The organism is Psychrobacter okhotskensis (assembly GCF_965638355.1).
In the GTDB taxonomy this organism is placed as follows: domain Bacteria; phylum Pseudomonadota; class Gammaproteobacteria; order Pseudomonadales; family Moraxellaceae; genus Psychrobacter; species Psychrobacter okhotskensis.
Genome location: NZ_OZ281822.1, coordinates 3197525 through 3217918 on the forward strand (window position 1 = coordinate 3197525; position 20394 = coordinate 3217918).

At 43.8% G+C, this 20394-nt stretch carries 18 protein-coding genes; 10 read left to right on the forward strand and 8 right to left on the reverse strand.

What is annotated here, in order from left to right:
- Positions 1–135: 135 nt before the first annotated feature.
- Positions 136–2922: an aconitate hydratase AcnA gene (acnA, locus tag ACSUPM_RS13320; RefSeq protein WP_201575364.1), complete on the reverse strand. Its 2787-nt coding sequence runs from the start codon at positions 2920–2922 to the stop codon at positions 136–138.
- A 288-nt stretch (positions 2923–3210) separates the two neighbouring features.
- A complete protein-coding gene (locus ACSUPM_RS13325; RefSeq protein WP_201575366.1) occupies positions 3211–4227 on the reverse strand; it encodes a DUF3025 domain-containing protein in 1017 nt (338 codons plus the stop codon).
- A 113-nt stretch (positions 4228–4340) separates the two neighbouring features.
- Here ACSUPM_RS13325 and ACSUPM_RS13330 point away from each other — a divergent pair, with 113 nt between their 5' ends.
- Together ACSUPM_RS13330 and ACSUPM_RS13335 are read left to right on the forward strand one after the other, a co-directional pair.
- Positions 4341–5057: a metal-dependent hydrolase gene (locus ACSUPM_RS13330; RefSeq protein WP_201567459.1), complete on the forward strand. Its 717-nt coding sequence runs from the start codon at positions 4341–4343 to the stop codon at positions 5055–5057.
- Between the two features lie 44 nt (positions 5058–5101).
- Positions 5102–5656 (forward strand): YchJ family protein, encoded by a 555-nt coding sequence (locus ACSUPM_RS13335; RefSeq protein ID WP_436880022.1) that lies wholly within the window; start codon positions 5102–5104, stop codon positions 5654–5656.
- Between the two features lie 3 nt (positions 5657–5659).
- Here ACSUPM_RS13335 and ACSUPM_RS13340 read toward each other — a convergent pair whose 3' ends face one another.
- From ACSUPM_RS13340 to ACSUPM_RS13360, 5 genes are all read right to left on the reverse strand, one after another.
- Positions 5660–6127 (reverse strand): type II toxin-antitoxin system VapC family toxin, encoded by a 468-nt coding sequence (locus ACSUPM_RS13340; protein ID WP_025653214.1) that lies wholly within the window; start codon positions 6125–6127, stop codon positions 5660–5662.
- Positions 6124–7236: an AAA family ATPase gene (locus tag ACSUPM_RS13345; protein ID WP_025653213.1), complete on the reverse strand. Its 1113-nt coding sequence runs from the start codon at positions 7234–7236 to the stop codon at positions 6124–6126. Before ACSUPM_RS13345 ends, ACSUPM_RS13340 begins: the two co-directional genes overlap by 4 nt.
- A 73-nt stretch (positions 7237–7309) precedes the next feature.
- Positions 7310–8218: a class II glutamine amidotransferase gene (locus ACSUPM_RS13350; protein WP_201575373.1), complete on the reverse strand. Its 909-nt coding sequence runs from the start codon at positions 8216–8218 to the stop codon at positions 7310–7312.
- Positions 8219–8551, reverse strand: a complete 333-nt coding sequence (locus ACSUPM_RS13355) for a hypothetical protein (RefSeq protein WP_227523180.1) — start codon at positions 8549–8551, stop codon at positions 8219–8221.
- A gap of 47 nt (positions 8552–8598) precedes the next feature.
- A complete protein-coding gene (locus ACSUPM_RS13360) occupies positions 8599–9849 on the reverse strand; it encodes a homoserine kinase (protein WP_201575375.1) in 1251 nt (416 codons plus the stop codon).
- Positions 9850–10037: 188 nt separating this feature from the next.
- On the opposite strand from ACSUPM_RS13360, the gene hisF reads away from it, so the two are divergent.
- The 8 genes from hisF to ACSUPM_RS13400 all read left to right on the forward strand — a co-directional run bounded on the left by hisF (position 10038) and on the right by ACSUPM_RS13400 (position 19383).
- Positions 10038–10820, forward strand: coding sequence for an imidazole glycerol phosphate synthase subunit HisF (gene hisF, locus ACSUPM_RS13365; RefSeq protein ID WP_201575377.1), 783 nt, complete (start codon positions 10038–10040; stop codon positions 10818–10820).
- Between the two features lie 298 nt (positions 10821–11118).
- A complete protein-coding gene (gene ribH / locus ACSUPM_RS13370) occupies positions 11119–11640 on the forward strand; it encodes a 6,7-dimethyl-8-ribityllumazine synthase (protein WP_025653207.1) in 522 nt (173 codons plus the stop codon).
- Between the two features lie 262 nt (positions 11641–11902).
- Positions 11903–12964: a transcription antitermination factor NusB gene (gene nusB, locus ACSUPM_RS13375; RefSeq protein WP_201575379.1), complete on the forward strand. Its 1062-nt coding sequence runs from the start codon at positions 11903–11905 to the stop codon at positions 12962–12964.
- Between the two features lie 2 nt (positions 12965–12966).
- A complete protein-coding gene (gene thiL, locus ACSUPM_RS13380; RefSeq protein ID WP_201575381.1) occupies positions 12967–14016 on the forward strand; it encodes a thiamine-phosphate kinase in 1050 nt (349 codons plus the stop codon).
- A 3-nt stretch (positions 14017–14019) separates the two neighbouring features.
- Positions 14020–14601: a phosphatidylglycerophosphatase A family protein gene (locus ACSUPM_RS13385; protein WP_101210846.1), complete on the forward strand. Its 582-nt coding sequence runs from the start codon at positions 14020–14022 to the stop codon at positions 14599–14601.
- A gap of 163 nt (positions 14602–14764) precedes the next feature.
- Positions 14765–16141, forward strand: coding sequence for a bifunctional UDP-N-acetylglucosamine diphosphorylase/glucosamine-1-phosphate N-acetyltransferase GlmU (gene glmU / locus ACSUPM_RS13390; RefSeq protein WP_201575383.1), 1377 nt, complete (start codon positions 14765–14767; stop codon positions 16139–16141).
- A 191-nt stretch (positions 16142–16332) separates the two neighbouring features.
- Positions 16333–18177 (forward strand): glutamine--fructose-6-phosphate transaminase (isomerizing), encoded by a 1845-nt coding sequence (gene glmS, locus ACSUPM_RS13395; protein ID WP_201567171.1) that lies wholly within the window; start codon positions 16333–16335, stop codon positions 18175–18177.
- A 396-nt stretch (positions 18178–18573) separates the two neighbouring features.
- Positions 18574–19383 carry a hypothetical protein gene (locus ACSUPM_RS13400; RefSeq protein ID WP_201575387.1) on the forward strand — a complete coding sequence of 270 codons (810 nt, stop codon included), beginning with the start codon at positions 18574–18576 and terminating at the stop codon, positions 19381–19383.
- Positions 19384–19529: 146 nt separating this feature from the next.
- Here the strand turns inward: ACSUPM_RS13400 and ACSUPM_RS13405 are convergent, their stop codons facing one another.
- Complete coding sequence (locus ACSUPM_RS13405) at positions 19530–20345, reverse strand: sulfite exporter TauE/SafE family protein (protein ID WP_201575389.1); 816 nt, start codon at positions 20343–20345, stop codon at positions 19530–19532.
- Positions 20346–20394 lie beyond the last annotated feature (49 nt).

Below are 20394 nucleotides of genomic sequence, written 5' to 3' on the forward strand. Positions count from 1 at the left end.
AAAAATTGATATCAGCAGTATCGTAGCGTTTTTGGAATATTTTGACTATAGTTTCCTTTTTCCTCACCCAATAAAAAAGCCCAATCCCCTATTTTAGTGGGATTGGGCTTTTCTCGTTCTAACTCTAATCAGCCATTAAGCAGCGTCTTTACTCTCTGCTGCTAATTGGCGTAGTACATAGTGCAACACGCCGCCATGACGCACATATTCGCGCTCTTTTGGCGTTTGTAGACCAACGTTGACCTCAAAGGTTTCTGTTGATCCATCAGCGCGAGTAGCGGTAACTTTGGCGGTTTTGCTTTCACCATTATCGAGACCACTAATGCTGATGACTTCTGAACCATCAAGCTTGTAAGTCTCAGCGTTTTCACCTTCTTTAAAGGTCAATGGCAACACGCCCATGCCCACTAGGTTTGAGCGGTGAATACGCTCAAATGAGCTGGTCAATACCGCTTTGACACCGAGCAAAATAGTACCTTTGGCTGCCCAATCACGGCTAGAACCAGAACCATACTCCGCGCCGCCAAGAACAACGAGCGGACGCTTGTCTTCTTTATACTTCATTGCGGCATCATAGATGGCCATTTCTTCACCATCTTGTAGCGTCGCGCTGTCACCCTTGAAGTAATAGGTATAGCCGCCTTCCTTACCGCCCATCATGGTATTTTTGATACGGATGTTGGCAAAGGTACCACGAGTCATGACCGCATCATTACCACGGCGTGAGCCATAGCTGTTGAAGTCAGCTTGCATGACGCCGCGCTCTTGCAAGTATTTGCCTGCAGGCGAGTCTGGATCGATATTACCCGCTGGTGAGATGTGATCGGTGGTGATTGAATCGCCGAACAGACCTAAAATGCGAGCGCCTTCGATATCAGGGATACCTTCTGGCTCCATGGTCATACCATCAAAGAACGGTGGGTTTTTAATATATGTTGAGCCTTCATCCCATGGATACAGCTGGCTATCGGCTGAGCTAATAGCGTTCCAAGCAGCACTACCGTCAAACACTTCGCCGTAGTTTTTGCGGAACATTTCAGCGTCGATATTATTGGCAATCAGCTCATTGATCTCATCTGACGTTGGCCAGATATCTTTTAAGAACACATCATTGCCATCTTGATCCTGACCTAGTGGATGCGTGGTCAAGTCGATATCGACCGTACCAGCTAACGCATAGGCAACAACCAACGGTGGTGACGCCAAGTAGCTTGCTTTGACGTGCGAGTGAATACGACCTTCAAAGTTACGGTTACCTGATAACACGGCGGCGGCAACTAGGTCGTTATCCTCAATACCTTTTTCGATAGATTCGAGCAGCGGTCCTGAGTTACCGATACAAGTCGTACAACCATAACCGACCAAGTAAAAACCTGTTTTTTCCAACTCATCCATCAGTTTGGTTTTTTCTAGGTAATCAGTCACGACTTTAGAGCCCGGTGCCAATGAGGTTTTCACCCAAGGTTTAGCCTTTAGACCTTTAGCAGCAGCTTTTTTGGCAACCAAACCTGCACCAATCATCACCGCAGGGTTTGAGGTGTTGGTACAAGAGGTAATCGCTGCAATAACGACTGAACCATCGCGCAATTTGTGTGTTTTGTCATTGATATTGATGTCAGAGTAAACGTTTGGTTTGGCATAGAGTCTGTCTGCTTGCTCTTGCTCACCGCCTTCTTGATCGAAACGTACTTTACCTTCAACTTCCGACTTGCGATCTTTGGTCATTTTTTCTAGCGTTTCGCCAAATTTTTCGTGCATATCAGACAAGTTGATACGCTGTTGTGGCAAGTTAGGACCAGCCAGCGCAGGCTGTACTGAGGACAAGTCTAGATGCAAATTGCTTGAATAGGTCGCCGCTGGGGTGTCGGCATCGTGCCACATGCCTTGTGCTTTGGCATATTTTTCGACCAGCTCAATTTGCGCTTCGTCGCGGCCTGATAGACGCAGATAATCAATCGCCATTTGGTCAATTGGGAAAATACCACAAGTTGCGCCATATTCTGGTGACATATTGGCAATCGTCGCACGATCGGCAAGCGGCATGCTGTGCAGGCCTTCACCGTAGAATTCGACAAACTTACCAACCACACCATGGGCACGTAGCATTTCAACCACACGCAATACCAAATCCGTGGCGGTGACGCCTTCGGTCAATTTACCCGTCATCTCAAAACCAACGACTTGTGGAATCAACATCGATGATGGCTGTCCAAGCATGGCAGCCTCTGCTTCAATACCGCCCACGCCCCAACCAAGCACGCCAATACCATTAATCATGGTGGTATGACTGTCAGTACCAAACACCGTATCAGGATAGGCAGTAAGCTCACCGTTGACATCAGCGGCCATCACCACACGCGCTAAATACTCAAGGTTAACCTGATGAACGATACCGGTCGCAGGTGGTACGACGACAAAGTTTTCAAAAGCGTTACGACCCCAATGCAAGAACTCATAGCGCTCATTATTACGCTTAAATTCGATCTTTTCATTCAAATCTAGCGCATCTTCGCGGCCATAAGCATCGACTTGTACCGAGTGATCGACGACCAATTCACTGGGAATAAACGGGTTAATTTGCTCGGCTTTACCACCCAGCTCAACCACGGCATCACGCATAGCGGCCAAATCGACCACCGATGGCACGCCAGTGAAATCCTGCAAGACGACACGAGCAGGCATAAAGGCGATTTCTTTTGACGCCTCAGCACCTGCGTCCCAATTGGCGACAGCTTCGATGTGGTTTTTGCCCACAGACTGACCATCATCTTCGTTACGCAGTAGGTTTTCTAATACGACTTTCATGCAATATGGCAGCTTACTGATATTGCTATAGGTTTTGGTTAGCTCAGGCAGGCTGTAGTAGGCATGTTCCTTGCCATCGACCGACAAGGTGTCTTTTACGTTAAAGATATCACTCATGGTAGCTTCCTTATCTACTGGGTAGATTGTTATGAATTTATTGTTATAACTGGTGGCTAGATTAACTGTGAATTTATGAGCTTAAAGAAAAAAGGCTGATAAAATTTGCATCGACTGACCACTGGAATCAAAGAAAAAGATAAATAGTGTTTCCGTCGTTTATAACGACTCCCCTTCACCATAACAAATTTAGAGCCCTTTGTTAACGCCTAGACGGTGTCAAATCGTGGCACAATCGTAAACGTAACAGCCGCTTAGAGGTTTATTAATAAGGTGTTCAATGATTTTTCACTTTTTCTTTTGACGGCGACCATGACGAAACACATAGTTATCTTCATAAAAGCTCATATCAGCATTTTCTGCCCAAAAATGTGGCACGCCCAAAATAGGCAAGGGAGCCAGCTGGCGCGGTGTGACATTATCTTGTGATAACAAGTTATCCATATGTTTGGCAACTTCATTATCTAAATATTGCATACGCTCAGATAACGGCAAGGCGAAGAAATCTTGCGGTACAAGGATAACGATACTGTGCGCACATAAAGCTTTGCGCGGTTGGATCAACTGCTCCAGCAGTGCATGACCAAAAATATAAACCGCTGCTTGCGCGTTTGTATTCGGTTGCTGCGGATTGTCCCACTGCGCGCGCGTACTTACCAAACTTGCCTGCCAATCGAAATTAATCAAAGCCTCGCCAATACGCGGCTCAGACGTCACTAGCACTGCCCCGTTTTCATCAAACACAGTAATGGTATCGCGGACGCGTCCTCGGCTAGCACCAATCCCCTGCTGGGCAATCTCCGCCATATGATAATAATTAAGCAGCGCTTTAGTCTTTGGAAAAGTCAGCCAAATACTGCCGTTAAATAAATCATGCAAGTTATCACGTGTCGGGATATTGCCTGTCGTGGCGATAAAGCGCTCGTACGCTTCGCCTTCTGGCAACGCATTTTGCGAGACGAATTGTAAGGTTTGCGCCTGATTATTGAGCGCAGGTTTGGTTTGTGGCAATGACTGCTGTAGGTCTTCCGCCTGTTGCTGTAATGCGGTATTTAAAACCTTAGCGAGAATATCAGGTGTATGTTCGACTTTATCTGTCTGAGCAGGCTCATTATTTAAGCCACTGAGCTGTGTGATGGCTCTATTGATATAGTCTAACTGCTGTAAATGAGCCAACCACGGTGCTTGCCAATCAATCTTAGCAAAGCTTTTGTCAACACTGCCGGCGCGTGTAGACAGACTGATTATAGGCGCTTCAGAAGAAGCCGTTGAATAAGGTTTGGCAGGTAAATCAGTGGCGGTCATGTTCACTATCTCTATTAGACGTAGGGCTTGTCTATGGTATCATAGAGCGCTTTTTTGCTGCTAGATAGGCAGCTCTAAACACCCTTTTTAGCGATATTTTATGGCAACTCTTTATGGCAAATTTTAATACCCACTTAAATGTCGCATTCATGGCCAGTGGTACGATGAGTCTCGCGGTTTATAAAGCAGGATTGATTGATGATTCAGGGTTTTTGATGTGCGTGGCGCTTGGTACCATCGGTGGGCTGTTGCCTGATTTGGATTCTGATCATTCGACACCGATTAAGCTGGGCTTTAATATTACCTCGTTTATCTTTGCCTTTGGTCTGGTGATGCATTGGCGCAATGAGCTGAGTTTACTGGCGCTAATAGCCTTATGGCTAGTTGGCTACGGCTTTATGCGTTACGTGGTGTTCGCTATCTTTACCAATATGACGGTACATCGCGGTGTCATTCATTCCGTTCCTTACATGGCGATACTGGGGCTGGGACTGAGCTGCTTAAGCTATTATGGCTTGCACCTTCCTCTGACTGCCAGCTGGTTTTACGGTTTGTTTTTATTCGGCGGTGCCATGGTACATTTGGCATTAGATGAGCTATATAGCGTCAATTTATCAAATATGAAAATGAAGCGCTCATCGGGTACGGCGATGAAGTTTTATCAGCATAAAGATAAGTGGTGGTATCTGCTGCTGTATGTCATCCTTGCATTATTAATATACTTTGCACCGCCTTTCGATGAATTTTGGCAGCAATTACGTGACCCAGCACCTTGGGCAAAGCTAAAACTCGGTCTATGGCCAGAATTGATAAAAAACATGCTAAATTGAAATTTATAAAACTGTTAAAAAATGACTAACAACTCGAGTAAATAATGTCGATTTCCCTAAAAACATGCCCTTGCCAAATTAACCCATCCTCAAACGTTATAAGCTCACCGCTACTTTATCAAGACTGCTGTCAGCCTTATCATGACAGTTTATTGAGCGAAGAAGCTGATAAGACAGACGGCGTAAAAGCGGGCTCTGCTGAGCGTCTCATGCGGTCGCGTTATAGTGCGTTTGTCTTGATTAAACCAGAATATATCGTCAAGACCTCGCTACCCACGCAGCAAAACTTGCTAGATATTCAGGCGATTGAGTCTTGGGCAACAGGGACAGATTGGGCAGGATTAGAAATCGTAGCGCATACACCAAAACTTGGTAAACGCCATGCGCAGGTTGAGTTTAAGGCTTACTTCAAGACAAATGAGGATTTGCAAGCACATCATGAGTTGTCTGCCTTTGTGAAAGTGACAGACAAAATCAATAATGATGAGCGTTGGTACTTCTTAGATCCAACCGTTTCAATGTCTGTCAGCCAAAAGCAGCCGTGTATCTGTGGTTCAGGTGAGAAGTTCAAAAGGTGTTGTGGGGTGTACTTGAGTTAGAAACTAAATTAGTTTTCCTTCGTAAAGAGTATATAGCTTCTCAAGCTGCGGCAAGTGCTTGTCATTAGATAGCAATTCTATATCATTAACCTTAGCCGTAGCAAAATGAAATATATCAAACTGACGTTTATCAATATTTTTATTGACATTATTTTCGTTGGCAATAAATTTATCTAGTCGGTATAAGTCAGCAGCTAAATCTGCGACATCTTGACTGATATCTAAAGTGGTGAGCATGTTCATCACGTTAACATATCTTTTAACCTCGTCATCTCCTTTCTTCCATAAAAAGTATCTTAGAAACTCATAACGGATGAGTGGTGTGATGACTACTTCGACGTTATTTGAAGCTATTTCAGCACGTAAAGTCTTTAATTTTTGCAAAAGATTAGCGTCATTTTCGTCAACCTTACCCTCTAGTAAATAAATTAAATAATTGGCATCAAGCAATAGTTCTCTTTCACTCATCATTGCCCTGCCTCTAGTTGTTTGATTTTTTCATCTAATAAACTGATAAGCATCTGCTTTGCTTCTGCTTGCTGTGGCGCATTATCTCGCGCTAACTTAAGCTGATTAATATCAATATCAAAAGCATCTTTTAACAAGTCTATAAATGCGGCATTATTAGGATGATTTATCAGTTCCGTTTTTACTACGCCATCTGCTTTATCACGGTATAACTCATAAGCTTCACCATGTTGTAATTGGCTCAAAACAATTGCGGAGTGAGTAGTGATATAAAAGGTAGTATTAGGGAATAGACGTTTCAAGGTAGGAATAATAGTCGCTTGCCATTTGGTATGAAGATGGCTTTCTATTTCATCAATGAAGACCACCCCTTTGACATGAGCGATATTGGTTTCATTAGTGAAATAACTGTAACCTGCGATAATGGACTGCATGATTTTTAGTATTGAGGCAAAGCCACTAGATAATTCAGACAGCTCAGTTTTCTGTTCAGCTACCTTGATAAATACGCGATTGCTACCTGATATTTCAAGAAACTTACTATCAATTCGTTCGTCTACTTTGTTAAGTAAATTTAGCAGTGTGGTGATTTCAACTTCGCGATTATCTTCGGCAGTTTGGTAAGGGTTAGCAGATTGAGCACGCTGAATTATCCATTGGTTTAATAGTTCACCCATTCCTAAACTATGCATTTTTTTATTATTCAAAGTCGAAAAACTTTCATCAATATACTTTTTTAAACGTGTATCCCGAGTACCAATGTTCTTATTTACATCTATTTCTTCATAATCAATGGTTCCACGATTCAAAGCACCAATCATGACTACAGCTGAATTATGACTTTCGAAGCCCTTTAAGCTTTTATCAGAGATATGATTAAATATACGTCCATCAGAAATTATATTGTTAAATGCAAATAGTTCGTCACTCATAATATTGGCATAAAGGAGTCCGTTGGTAGTGAAGCATAGAGTAAACAAAGCCTCCAAACACTTCGTCTTGCCGATACCGTTCTCACCAATCAGACAATACACTCTTTGCTCAGGCTCAAAGCTAAGATGTACATCACCGACACCTACTAGCTGTTTTATTTGAATGTCATTGCCTAACATGGCTTCACCTAATTTTTATTAAACTATTAATTTCATAGTGGAACAACCAATTTAAAAATACAAGCCAACCATCCTAAACACTCGCCCCAACCGCCCGTGCCACCGCAATTCCTTCGTCAACCGTCAAAAACTTACGCTGGCTTGGGCTGTCTTTAAAGAGGATCTCGCCGTCTTGGAAGATGAGACATTCATTGACCGCCAGTTGTTGCCATTTTTCATTTTCAGTCAATGGCACGGTGACTAAGATAGTGACTTTATCCTGATCTGTGGTCACATCACCAAAGTTAATCGCCAAATCATCATCAGCCAGTTTGGCTTCCCCAAAAGGTGCTTGGCGCGTGAGATAAAACAATAAGCTACCCGCATAAGCCAATTGCCAGCTACCATTCGATATCAAGCAATTAAAGAGGCCATTAGCGGATAAATAACGACATTGGGTGGTCAAAAAGTTAAACAGCGTTTGATCATCGGGACGGGTTTTAAAGCTACTTTTTAGACGATTGACCAGATAACAAAATGCCATTTCAGAGTCAGTATTGCCTACTGGCTGGCAATGTGAGGCGTTACCGTTGTCTTGCAAGCGCTGACAGCGTTTAATAAACTCGCTATTCATCTGCCCATTATGCGCAAACACCCACTGCTCGCCCCACACTTCACGGACGAACGGATGGGTATTCGCCAAGCAATTCTGCCCTTGAGTCGCTTTACGAATATGCGCGATAACGTTCATGGCCTTGATTGGATAATTATTGACTAGGTCGGCGACTGGTGATAGATGGCTTGGTTTATTATCGTGGAACAAGCGTAGACCAGTTGAAGCATTCTCTGGTTTTTCACTATTAGTGCATTCGCTACGCTCAAAAAACGCAATGCCAAAGCCATCTTCATGACTGTCAGTCATACCGCCGCGACGACGAAATCCTGCAAAGCTAAAACCAATATCCGTCGGGGTATTACAGTTCATTCCTAAGAGTTGACACATTTACGCGTTACCACCTTTATTATATTGATTGTCTGCTGCGTCATGATTAACCGGATTACCTGACACAATACCAAGTTCTATATCACTCATACTAGCCAACAAATCCGCCCCAGTATTGTCATCGCTTTCAACACCATCTAGGATACGCTGGGCTTGTGCCAAATCCGTGTTTTCTACCCACAGCACGACACCAGAATTCATCCCGGGAATCGCACTGAGCGGTTGCAAGGACACGGTAATGCCATTGTTGCGCAGCAGATTGGCATGCAGCTCGCCTTGCATATTGGTGTCGTAGCGTGCCAGTTTGTGCCAGTTATCAACTTGATCGGTCATGGTAAATTCCTTTTAAACAGTTAAATGTCTTGTTAATACAGATGAATTTAATAGAAGTCAAAACCTGATGACCAGTTAATTTGATTTAGCGGATAAGCATCAATATGAAAACCGTTTGGATACTCTTTAAAACCAGGTTGTGATTTTAATTGGTTGATAGCTGCTTGCGCTTGTTGCTCAGTAGCAAATACGCCGATTAATTTAAAATCTTCGACATCGTTGTTTTTATCATCGTCTTTATAAAGCGCGTGTTCTAAAACAAACACCGTATTTTGCGCTTTTTCAACATGTGACCAATGATAAGCAGCAAGGCGTTTCATCAGGTCAGGGTTTTTGACCATGATATTATCGCCAGTACGCCCTTCGGTACGGTTGTAATGGATAACGTTTAAACGCAATAGCCAAAAAATAACCGCCGCTTTGGCCAGCATAACAGGCAACGCTCGTTTTTCATCTTCGCCAAGCTGACGTTTTGACTCATAGCCTTGCAAAAAAGCCACCATTTTACTGTGATCAAAATTCACCGACTCGCCTTGCTCAGCATCGCCCCACGTGGTACAAAAATCATTAATCGTAATGGCAATATCCATCACATAATGCTCGACGCTGACTTCGGTAAAGTCTAACAAGCCTGTGAGGCGCTCTTCACCTTTTTGGATATTATTTAACGATAAGTTCCACAGCGTATTATCAGCAAACATATCTAGATGACACAAGCCTTTTGGCAAGGTCGCAAGCGGTAATTCGCTATATGACTGCCAAATATCACTCATGAGCTTGGCTTCGTCACCGGGCATAAACTGCATTTCACGGTCACGCACTTCCGCCCATGGGTATAAAGGTACGCCATATTCTTCCGCAGGCTGTAATGCTTGCAAAGTCTCATGTAGCATGGCTAAAGCGGCGCCAATTTCATGACACATGGCTTGTGTAGTCTGCTGTGGGTGCGCGCCAGCCAAACAAGGCACTAGCGTAATCGCTTTATTATCATAGCGTATGACATAGCATTTTTCTGCGCTATCAGCGCCTAAATCAAGCAATGCTAACGGCGCGGCGACCGGTAATTTACCATCCAATTGATTGAGGATAACCGCCATCTTTTCGATGTCTTCTGGTGGACGCTCTTCAAATAAAGTAAATACATAAGAGTGCGCGCCATCTACATCATCAGTCGTCTGAATAAACCAGTTAGAGTTTTTGATACCTTGGGTAATCGGAATGGCACGCGCAAACGAGACGCCAAAGCGTTGGCAAAAGGCGGCAAACTGATCATTGGTTAACTGGGTATAGACGGACATGACATCTCACTTTTGGCAATTAAATAAAAAGTTAAATAGGATAGATTTAAACAGCAATGGCGACAATTGTAGCGCGCTTGGGCAAACGATAGCGAAAAGCGTAATAATCTTGCGAAAATCTGCCTGATATGGCGGTGATTTTGCTAGACTAGCGCATTGAGAGAATTGATTATAAGGTGAAAGACCCTATGTTAGCAAAGCGTATCATTCCTTGTTTGGACGTTGATAATGGACGCGTGGTCAAAGGCGTGCAGTTTGTTGATATTAAAGACGCTGGCGACCCTGTTGAAGTCGCCAAGCGCTATAACGAACAAGGCGCTGACGAGATTACTTTTTTGGACATTACGGCCACCAATGACGAGCGCGACACCACCTATCATACCGTTGAACGTATGGCAGAAACCGTGTTTGTGCCATTAACGGTCGGCGGCGGTGTGCGTAAAATCGCTGATATTCGTAACTTGCTCAATGCAGGCGCGGATAAAGTAGCAATTAATTCAGCAGCAGTATTTACCCCAGAGTTCGTCGGTGAAGCGGCGCAAAAATTTGGCAATCAATGTATTGTCGTGGCTATCGACGCCAAACGTGTCGCGGATATTGATGTTGATGGCATCATCATGCCGCGTTGGGAGATTTTTACCCATGGCGGTCGCAAGCCAACGGGCATCGATGCCGTCGCTTGGGCAAGTAAAATGGCTGAACTCGGCGCTGGCGAATTATTAGTGACGTCGATGGACGGTGACGGTACTAAAAAAGGCTATGACTTGGCCTTAATGAAGCAAATTACCAGCCGCGTCAATGTGCCTGTCATTGCCTCAGGCGGCGTCGGCAACCTGCAACATTTAGCGGAAGGAGTATTACAAGGCGGGGTCGATGCTGTGCTTGCCGCCAGTATTTTTCACTTCGGTGAATATACGGTGCAAGAAGCCAAAGAATATATGGCAGCGCAAGGGATACAGATGCGCCTGTAATACGTTGGTAAAATGCAAATAAATTAGAAAAAATGTTATCATAGCGCTAACTGCTTATCATCATTTGGTTTTCGTTCATTTAACGCTCAATTCGTTTGCGTGATAACCAATCAAATAAGTGATACCAATCACAAAAATTAGAGTAGCAAGGAAAACGAGTGTAAGTACTACGCATTGTAGACTAAACAAGTTTGACACAGCTAATCGTACTTTTTGGGTTTGGTATTATTTGAATCTATCATTATATTTAGCTACTCCTACATTTTAATTAAAAGCCCATGAGGCGAAGGATGTTTTTATGTCGAATTTACAACAACAACGCAATGACGTGACCCATATCGATGGCAACCTGCATCAAAATGAAGGCGCTCGTATTGGTATCGTCGTCGGTCGTTTTAACGGTTTTGTCGTGGAATCATTGGTAGATGGTGCAATCGATGCCCTACTGCGCCATGGTGTATTGGGTAGCAATATTACCGTCATCCGTGTACCTGGTGCATTTGAGTTGCCATTGGTTGCCCAACGCGCGGCTGAGTCAGATCGCTTTGACGCCATCATTGCGTTAGGCGCGATTATTCGCGGTAGCACGCCGCATTTTGACTTTGTGGCGAGTGAATCAGCCAAAGGCCTAAGCAGCGTTGCGATTGATTATAATATTCCTGTTGCCAACGGTGTATTGACGACTGACAGCATCGAGCAAGCGATTGAGCGTTCTGGCACGAAAGCCGGTAACAAAGGCTCAGAAGCCGCCATGGTCGTGCTAGAGATGATTGCAGTGCTATCACAGCTAGACATTGATGACGATAGCGATGACGCTTAATTAAACTCGTTACTTATTCATACTCATTAACATTTGAGTATGAATAAGTCAGATTAAGCATCGTTGATTATTAATAAGCATTATTGTTGATTAAACTATTTAGGGCTATGGTTATTGCAATAGCCCTAAGTGTGCAGTGTAAATGTTCAACAGCAGTATCCAAAACTGTCTGGTAAATTTACCAGCCGACTACTATTTAACATTTTATTTTAAAACTTCTTATCTTAAAACTTATTACTTTAGAATTAGGTATAGACCCCTTATGACTGACCAACTCAAGCGCGCTATCAGCGCTGCGAAAACCGCCCAAACCAATGATAGTCAAGCTGAAGCCACGCGTATTGCGAGCAGCAGTGCGGGTGATCAAACCTTCGACATGAGTGAGTCTTCTTACAAGACCAGTCACACCGCTATCCGTAAAGCGCGCCGCTTTGCGATGCAAGGTCTATACGAATGGCTCGTCACTGACCGCCGCTTCGATATTGATGGTAAGCTTGGCTGGAAGGCCAATGCGCCGCATGATATCGCTGCTCGTACGCGTGCGACCAATGCCATGCATACGGTACATATCGGCTATTACCATGAAATGATGCGCGATATTCCTGAGCAGATTGAGGCGTTAGATGCGCTTATTAGTCAGCATCTTGATCGTGAAATCGATAAATTGGATACCGTTGAACACGCTATTCTTTTGATTGGTGCTTATGAGCTGCAAAATCGTTTAGAAATCCCTTATAAAGTCGTGCTTGATGAAGCGATGAAGCTGAATAATCACTTTGGTGCCACTGACGCTCATAAACTGATTAACGCCGTCCTTGATAAAATGGCGGTTGAGCTACGTGCTGTCGAAGTAGAAGCAGATAGTAAAGCCAATCTACGCACCTCACAAAAAGCGGCTGCTAAACCTGCAGTAAAAACTGATAGCAATATAGAAAATAGTGCTGATACACAAAGTATTGAAGAAAAGTCAACTGCTTCAAACAAGCCACGTATCAGTGCCAATAATGCCACCGTCAAACGCAACAGCGCTAGTAAAGCCAGTGCGAATATTAGTGACTTTAAGGCAACTAAGAAAAATGCTGCTGAAAACACGGTTGAAAATGATACTGTTAAAACAGCGACTGCGGCAGAACCAATTGTTGAAGAAGGCATTGTTAAAAAAGATATCGTCGTTGATGAACAGCCTGCAGAAGAAAAGGTAGCTGCTGACGCTGTCAATAATGACAGCAACGAAGAAAATACGGCCGTTGATATTGGTCTAATTGACTCTAATCTTGTTAGTTCTGATGAAACTGTTAGCCCTGATGCAAAAAGCCAAGACTAACCATGAACGAATTTGAGCTGATCGAGCGCATATTTTCCCAAATGCAAATGCCACAGTCATTGTCCAACATTGTCAAAAAAAGCAGTGTCGAAAAAGGCATTGGTGATGATGCCGCGGTGATGAGCTTGCCTGCAGGCGCGCGCTTGGTCAGTTGCATCGATACACTCGTCCAAGGTCGTCACTTTAGCGCTGATTGGCAACAAGTCAATGAACTGGCATTTGCCATCGGTTATAAAGCGGTTGCGGTTAACGTCTCAGACATTGCTGCGATGGGTGCAACCCCGCATAGCATTCTGCTAGCGTTGGCCTTACCTGAGCGTTTGGCAAATGAGCAATGGTTAAGTGAATTTGCTAAAGGCTTGTTTCATGCCTGCCAATTATTCGGGGTTGCCCTTATTGGTGGTGATACCACGCGTAGTGATAGCTTAATATTAAGTGTCAGCGCACAAGGATTGCTTGATGCCAACACGGCAGCTGTTTACCGCTCAGGGGCGAAAGTGGGCGATAAAATATATGTATCAGGGTCGCTCGGCGATGCCGCCTATGCCCTACAACATCCTGACAATGCTCAAGGCCTAGAGCTTGCACATCGATTGCACATGCCGACCCCGCGTATTGCCTTAGGGGCAGCCTTAGCAAAAATTGGTGCTACAGCGATGATAGATATCTCTGACGGTCTCTATCAAGACCTTAGCCATATCTGCCAGCAAAGCGGCGTTAGTATGCGCCTTAATCTGGAGCAGCTACCTACTAGCAAGCCATTAGCAAGCGTAGATTTATCTGAGCGCTTATTATGCCAACTGACGGGTGGTGATGATTACGAATTGGCTTTTACTTTGCCTGCTGATATCGAACCTCGTGTTAATAACAACAGCAACACGCCAGTCACCTGTATCGGTGAGGTGACTGCGATGACAAATCATAAATACACAGACACATCTACCGCTTTACGTCCTGAGTTATTTTATCAAGGACAACTAGTCACCCCAACTCATTCCGCGCCATTTTCAACATGGCCCGACCTTACTGGTTACCAACATTTTGCAGGTTAATCCATGACCGATCAAGACCTCTCCAAGCCTGATATCCGACAAGCAAATGACTGCCCACCGCTACCAGCAAATGCTAGCCTGCTTGATCGTGCGGTTTATTGGCTTGGTATTGGTTTAGGTAGTGGCTTGCCTCGCCGTGCGCCCGGTACTTGGGGGTCGGTGGGTGGTTTAATCGTCGCCATACCTCTAATGAGCTTAGGTTTTGTGCCATTTTTGATTATTACTATCCTATCCTGCCTCATTGGTATTTGGATATGTGGTCGTACCTCTGAGCTGATGCAAGGTCATGATGATCCGCATATCGTCTGGGACGAATGGGCTGGTATCTGGATTACTTTACTGCCATTTTCTTATATGAGTGTCTCTACTGCCAGTTATTGGCAAGACATCTCACAGAGCTTATCGGTCATTGCGCTTATCATCGCTTTCGTTTTGTTTCGCTTTTTTGACATTATTAAGCCACCACCAATTGGTTGGGCAGATAAGAAGGTCGCTGGCGGTCTCGGTATTATGCTTGATGATATTATTGCTGGCGTAATGGCGGCAGCGGTATGGATAATTGTGATGCTCGGTATGCTGTTATAGTCAATACTCTATAAGCAGATGCGCAGTTAAGCTTTCTTATATTAATTGTTATGTAACTTTTTATATAACTTTAAGTTACAAAGCTTGCACGGCATTGCGTTTTTTCGTCTCAACATTTGCGTTATAATAATAGATTATATTTTGTTACATTTAACGAGCTACTATGACCTCTCCTCTTTCTGTCATTATCCTTGCTGCCGGTAAAGGCACACGTATGCAGTCGGCTAAGCCAAAAGTGCTACAGACACTGGCTGGCAAATCATTGTTAAGCCACGTATTAGATACCTGTCATCAGCTGACGGTGGATGAGACTATCATCGTCCATGGTTTTGGTGGCGAGCAAGTAAAATCAGAAATTACCAGCCAATATGCGCAGTCCTCAATTACTTGGGTCGCCCAGACTGAGCAATTAGGCACAGGGCATGCGGTCAAAGTAACCTTAGCTGACTTACCAGCAGAGGGACAGAGTCTCATTCTGTATGGTGATGTGCCATTGGTCAGCTGCCAGACGCTAGCGGCATTGAAGGCAGCTAACACTAGTGGCATGTCGATGCTGACGTTAACGGTTGATAATCCATTTGGCCTCGGTCGTATCAAACGTGATACAAACGGCAATATCGAAGCCATCGTCGAGCAAAAAGATGCCAGCGCTGATGAGCAGAATATCCAAGAGATTAATAGCGGTATCTATTGCGTTGACAATGCCCTACTGCATAAATATCTGCCCAAGCTCTCTAATGACAATGCGCAGCAAGAATATTATCTCACTGATATTGTCAAAATGGCCGTTGCTGATGGCATTACGATTGCCGCGATAGAGCCTGAACATACGTTTGAGATTGAAGGTGTCAATAACCGTCAACAGCTGGCCAGCTTGGAGCGCACATGGCAGGGTAAACTGGTTGCAGACTTACAAGAAGCGGGCGTCCAGTTTGCTGATCCGACGCGCGTTGATATTCGCGGTAGCTTGAGCGCAGGTCAAGATGTATTCGTCGATGTTGGCGTGGTGTTTGAGGGCGATTGTGTCTTGGGTGACAACGTTTATATCGAAGCGGGTTGTGTCATCAAAAACGCGAAAATTGGTAATGCCTGTCATATCAAACCTTATTGTGTGATTGATCATGCTGAGATTGGTGCAGGTGTCGATGTTGGTCCTTTTGCCCATTTGCGTCCTGAGACCGTCTTGGCTGACAACAGTAAAGTTGGAAATTTTGTCGAAATCAAAAAATCGACGATCGGTCATGGCAGCAAAGTCAATCATTTAAGCTATGTTGGCGATGCCACGGTTGGTACAGGCGTCAATATTGGTGCTGGTGTCATTACTTGTAATTACGACGGCGCCAATAAATCGCAAACCATCATTGAAGACAATGCTTTTATCGGCTCTAACGCCAGCTTGGTCGCGCCAGTAACCATTGGTGATACCGCTACGGTTGCAGCAGGTTCAGTGATTACTAAAAATGTCGATAATAAAGCATTAGCCTTTGGTCGCGCGCGCCAAACGCAAAAAGATGACTTCCAGCGACCGACTAAAAAATAACGGCAGCTTTGACAGTTAGTTCAATGAAGCTAGCTCTGAGCAAACTTAAGCAGTACGACAATGATTTGTGGTGCTGCTTATTTATATTTATAGATTAAACAAACATCATTACATATCGAAACATCATCAAAATCTAAACTATTGAAATATCGAAACATCAAAACATGAAACATCGAATTTAAGGAATCACTATGTGCGGAATAGTCGGGGCAGTTGCTGAGCGTAATATCGCTAATATCTTACTTGAAGGTCTTAAACGTTTAGAGTATCGCGGCTACGATTCCGCCGGTTTGACCGTCATTCGTGATGGCGAATTACACCGTGAGCGTCAAGTAGGCAAAGTACAAGCCTTGGTCGATGCCGTCGCAGTCAATCCAGAGTTTTTTGATGGTCATATTGGTATTGCGCATACACGTTGGGCCACGCATGGCGAGCCCGCCCAACGTAACGCCCATCCGCACGTATCCGGTAAAATTGCTGTTGTCCACAATGGTATCGTTGAGAACTACGCCGAGCTAAAAGAAGAGCTGATTGCTAAAGGCTATGAGTTCACCTCGCAAACCGATACCGAAGTCGTCGCTCATTTAATCAATGATATCTACAAAAGCACACCTGATTTATTAGAAGCAGTTCGTGCGGTTATTCCTTTATTACATGGTGCTTTTGCCCTTGGTATTGTGCATATTGATTGCCCAAACGAGCTGATTACCGTCCGTTTGGGCTCGCCACTGGTCATCGGTGTGGGCATTGGTGAGAACTTTATCGCCTCCGACCAATTAGCGCTTTTACCCGTGACCAATCGCTTTATGTATTTAGAAGAAGGCGATATCGCCAAATTGACGCGTAGCAGCATTAAAGTTTATGCCGAGGGTGTCGAGGTGAAACGTCAAATACATGAGATCGACGCCGCCCAGCATAATGCTGATAAAGGCGAGTTTAAGCATTATATGCTCAAAGAAATCTATGAGCAGCCAGATGCGGTCGCTCGTACGGTTGAGATGGCGTTAGATAGCGATGAGCCGTCTAAACTGCGCGATGACTTTTTACAGCGTCATGAAGCACAATTAAAAGGCATTAAACATGTCCAAGTCATCGCTTGTGGCACCAGTTATCACTCAGGTTTGGTGGCAAAATATTGGTTTGAGAGCCTAATTCGTGTGCCTTGTTCCGTTGAAGTCGCTAGTGAGTTCCGCTACCGTAATCCGGTCGTCGTTGATAACACATTAGTCATTTGTATTTCGCAATCTGGTGAGACGGCCGATACTTTGTCAGCGCTACGTGATACTCAAAAGCAAGCACCAATAGGTCTGGTCAGCTTGGCCTTGTGTAATGTACCGACATCATCACTGGTACGTGAGACGGATATCTTTTTACCCACGCTTGCCGGTCCCGAGATCGGCGTTGCTTCTACCAAAGCCTTTACGACTCAGCTTGCCGCTTTGATGCTATTGGTCTTAAAAGTGGGTGTCGTGCAAGAGCGTATGACTGGCGAAAACTTGAGTACCCTGCTAGGTCAATTACAAGAACTACGTGGTCAACTGCATGCCAGCTTAAACCTCGACGCCCCTATCAAAGCCATGAGTGAACACTTTGAATATAAGAAAAGCTGCTTGTTTTTAGGTCGTGGCCTGCAGTTCCCAATTGCCTTAGAAGGCGCATTGAAGCTAAAAGAAATCTCTTATATTCACGCAGAAGGCTATGCAGCAGGTGAGCTGAAACACGGTCCATTGGCATTGGTCGATAAAGACATGCCCATCGTTGTACTAGCGCCCAAAGACAGTATGTTTGATAAGCTAAAAGCCAACATGCAAGAAGTACATGCGCGTCACGGTGAGCTGTTTGTATTCGCCAGTGAAGAAAGCAAGATGGTCGCAGAAGATAGAATGCACGTGGTCTATGTGCCTGATGTTTGCGAGACGCTAGCCCCTATCGTCTACAGTGTACCCGTCCAGCTATTGTCCTATCATGTGGCAGTCATGCGTGGTACTGACGTCGATCAGCCACGTAACCTCGCAAAATCAGTTACGGTTGAGTAGATTAAGACATTGATTTTAATACATATTTAACTATAATAGTATTATGTACTGCTGAATCCTGCGCTATCTTTATAACGAGATGACGCAGGATTTTTTTATGGATAACAACAATAGATAGAGCCAATTTAGTTAGAAAATGACTTAATATAAGATTACTATTAAGACGATAAACATGTCGAAAACAATTAAAATACTCGTTTTTCAACCTATTTACCATAATCACCGTTATGGAAGCAATAGGGGTTTTTGGGTTCTCTACTGCCCATTTTAGATAGTGAAAGGTAGTGATCTAAGGTAGTAAACTTTGCCTAGGTATTAAAAGTAAAGTACTGGATAATATTTGAGATAACGAATTCAAAAATAGAGATGGTGTAAAATATTTATTTGGAGTAACGCATGCTATTCAATCCAGTGAGACGAAGAGAAACTGCAATGATCGATTTCTTGATAAATACTGAATATGATGCAGAAAGACCGATGGGTAACGTTGCTTTGAGCGGTATAAATATGCTTATTGGTGATTGGATAGTCGGCTTAAAACCAGAAAATGAGGTCATTCTACCCAGTCGCATTGAGTGGCTACAAATGGCTATTGACACTAATGAGGTTTTTGATGGCCCTTATGAAAGTGCAACTTTCCATAAATATAACCTATATAAACACTTAGCACTTGCTAAATGGTTATATACAGGCGTAGATAGCCAAAAAGACTGGCAACATGCTAGGGTTCTTTTCGTTGATAACTATACCTCTGGGAAATGGTACGAAACAAGGAAACTAAGAACAGATGCTTTGGACAATTATTTAGCCTTATGTATCCAAGCAGAAAGTTATCAAGCTGGAATTGATGAATTTGAAAAATATCATGGGCAGAAAAAAATTTCGTTAAAAACAAAAACGATAACACCTAGATACTATGGTTATTTAGTTTGTCAAAATAAGTTAAACCTCGTTCATAATGATGCAACTATGATTGAGTTAGGTAGAAAATTATTGGTAGCTAATTTGGAAGATCACCCATGGCTAGGCTATGGTCAGTACTCTACAGCGGCTATGTGGTTAAAAATAGTATATTGGCATAACGATAAAAATTTAACGCCAGAACAGACGCTTCTTAAGTGTTATGACAATATGCCCAACGTACAAAAACCAAATTTTGAAGGAGGCCTCAAAAAACGGTCATTTCTTAGATTCTTCAGGGTCTAATATATGTGGCTTCTTTAAGCTATACCCCAAGGAAACCAGCTATTTCACCCTTCAAACCTATTAACAGACCACTAAGCTAAATATGATTTTCGGCACTAAGTAATATAATTCCGTTCATCAACTTTGCATCTTAAATACGTCAATATTTAAACCAGCCCTTTATAAAGAAAGTAAAACCCTACCACGGTTAATAATAACGCAAAACATTTTTTTAGTAATTGTGGTGACAGTATATGAGCGACTTTCGCCCCTAGCTTAGCGGTGAAAAAGCTCATAATACTAATGCCTAAAAAGGCATAAATATGGACGAAGCCAATGGTATTGGGCACATCGACTTGCTGCTGCATGCCAAAAATCATAAAGCCCAACGCACCAGCAATGGCAATCGGCAATCCACAGGCTGCTGATGTGCCAACGGCTTTTTGCATGACCACGCCATAACGCGTGAGATAAGGAACGGTTAAGCTGCCACCACCGATACCAAAAATGGCAGAAGCGACACCGATAACCCCGCCTGCTGCTAATTGCTTAGGCTTAGACGGCAGTTCTGGATTAACATCATTAGAATGACTAGCGACCTGCTTTTTACCCCCAAAAAACATTTTATAAGCGACCCAAAGTAAGAATACGCCAACGATAAGCTGGAGATATAGCCCAGATATTTGCCCTGCTATTCCTGCGCCCAAAAAGCAACCAAGCGCTAGACCTGGTGCGAGATTTTTAAAGACAGGCCACATGACCGCGCCCTTTTTATTATGCGCCATGAGCGAGCTAATAGAGGTGACAATGATGGTTGCTAGTGATGTCCCTAACGCCAAATGCATGATATTGTCAGGGCTGTAGCCCATTTGAGTAAAGACAATAAATAATAATGGTACGATGATGGTGCCACCGCCCACGCCAAATAGCCCTGCAGCAAAACCTGCCAGCGCCCCAATTATTAAAAAAATGAGTATTTCCACGGGATAGTTACTTCTCGGTTAAAGGATAGTTTTATAGTCGATGCTAAAT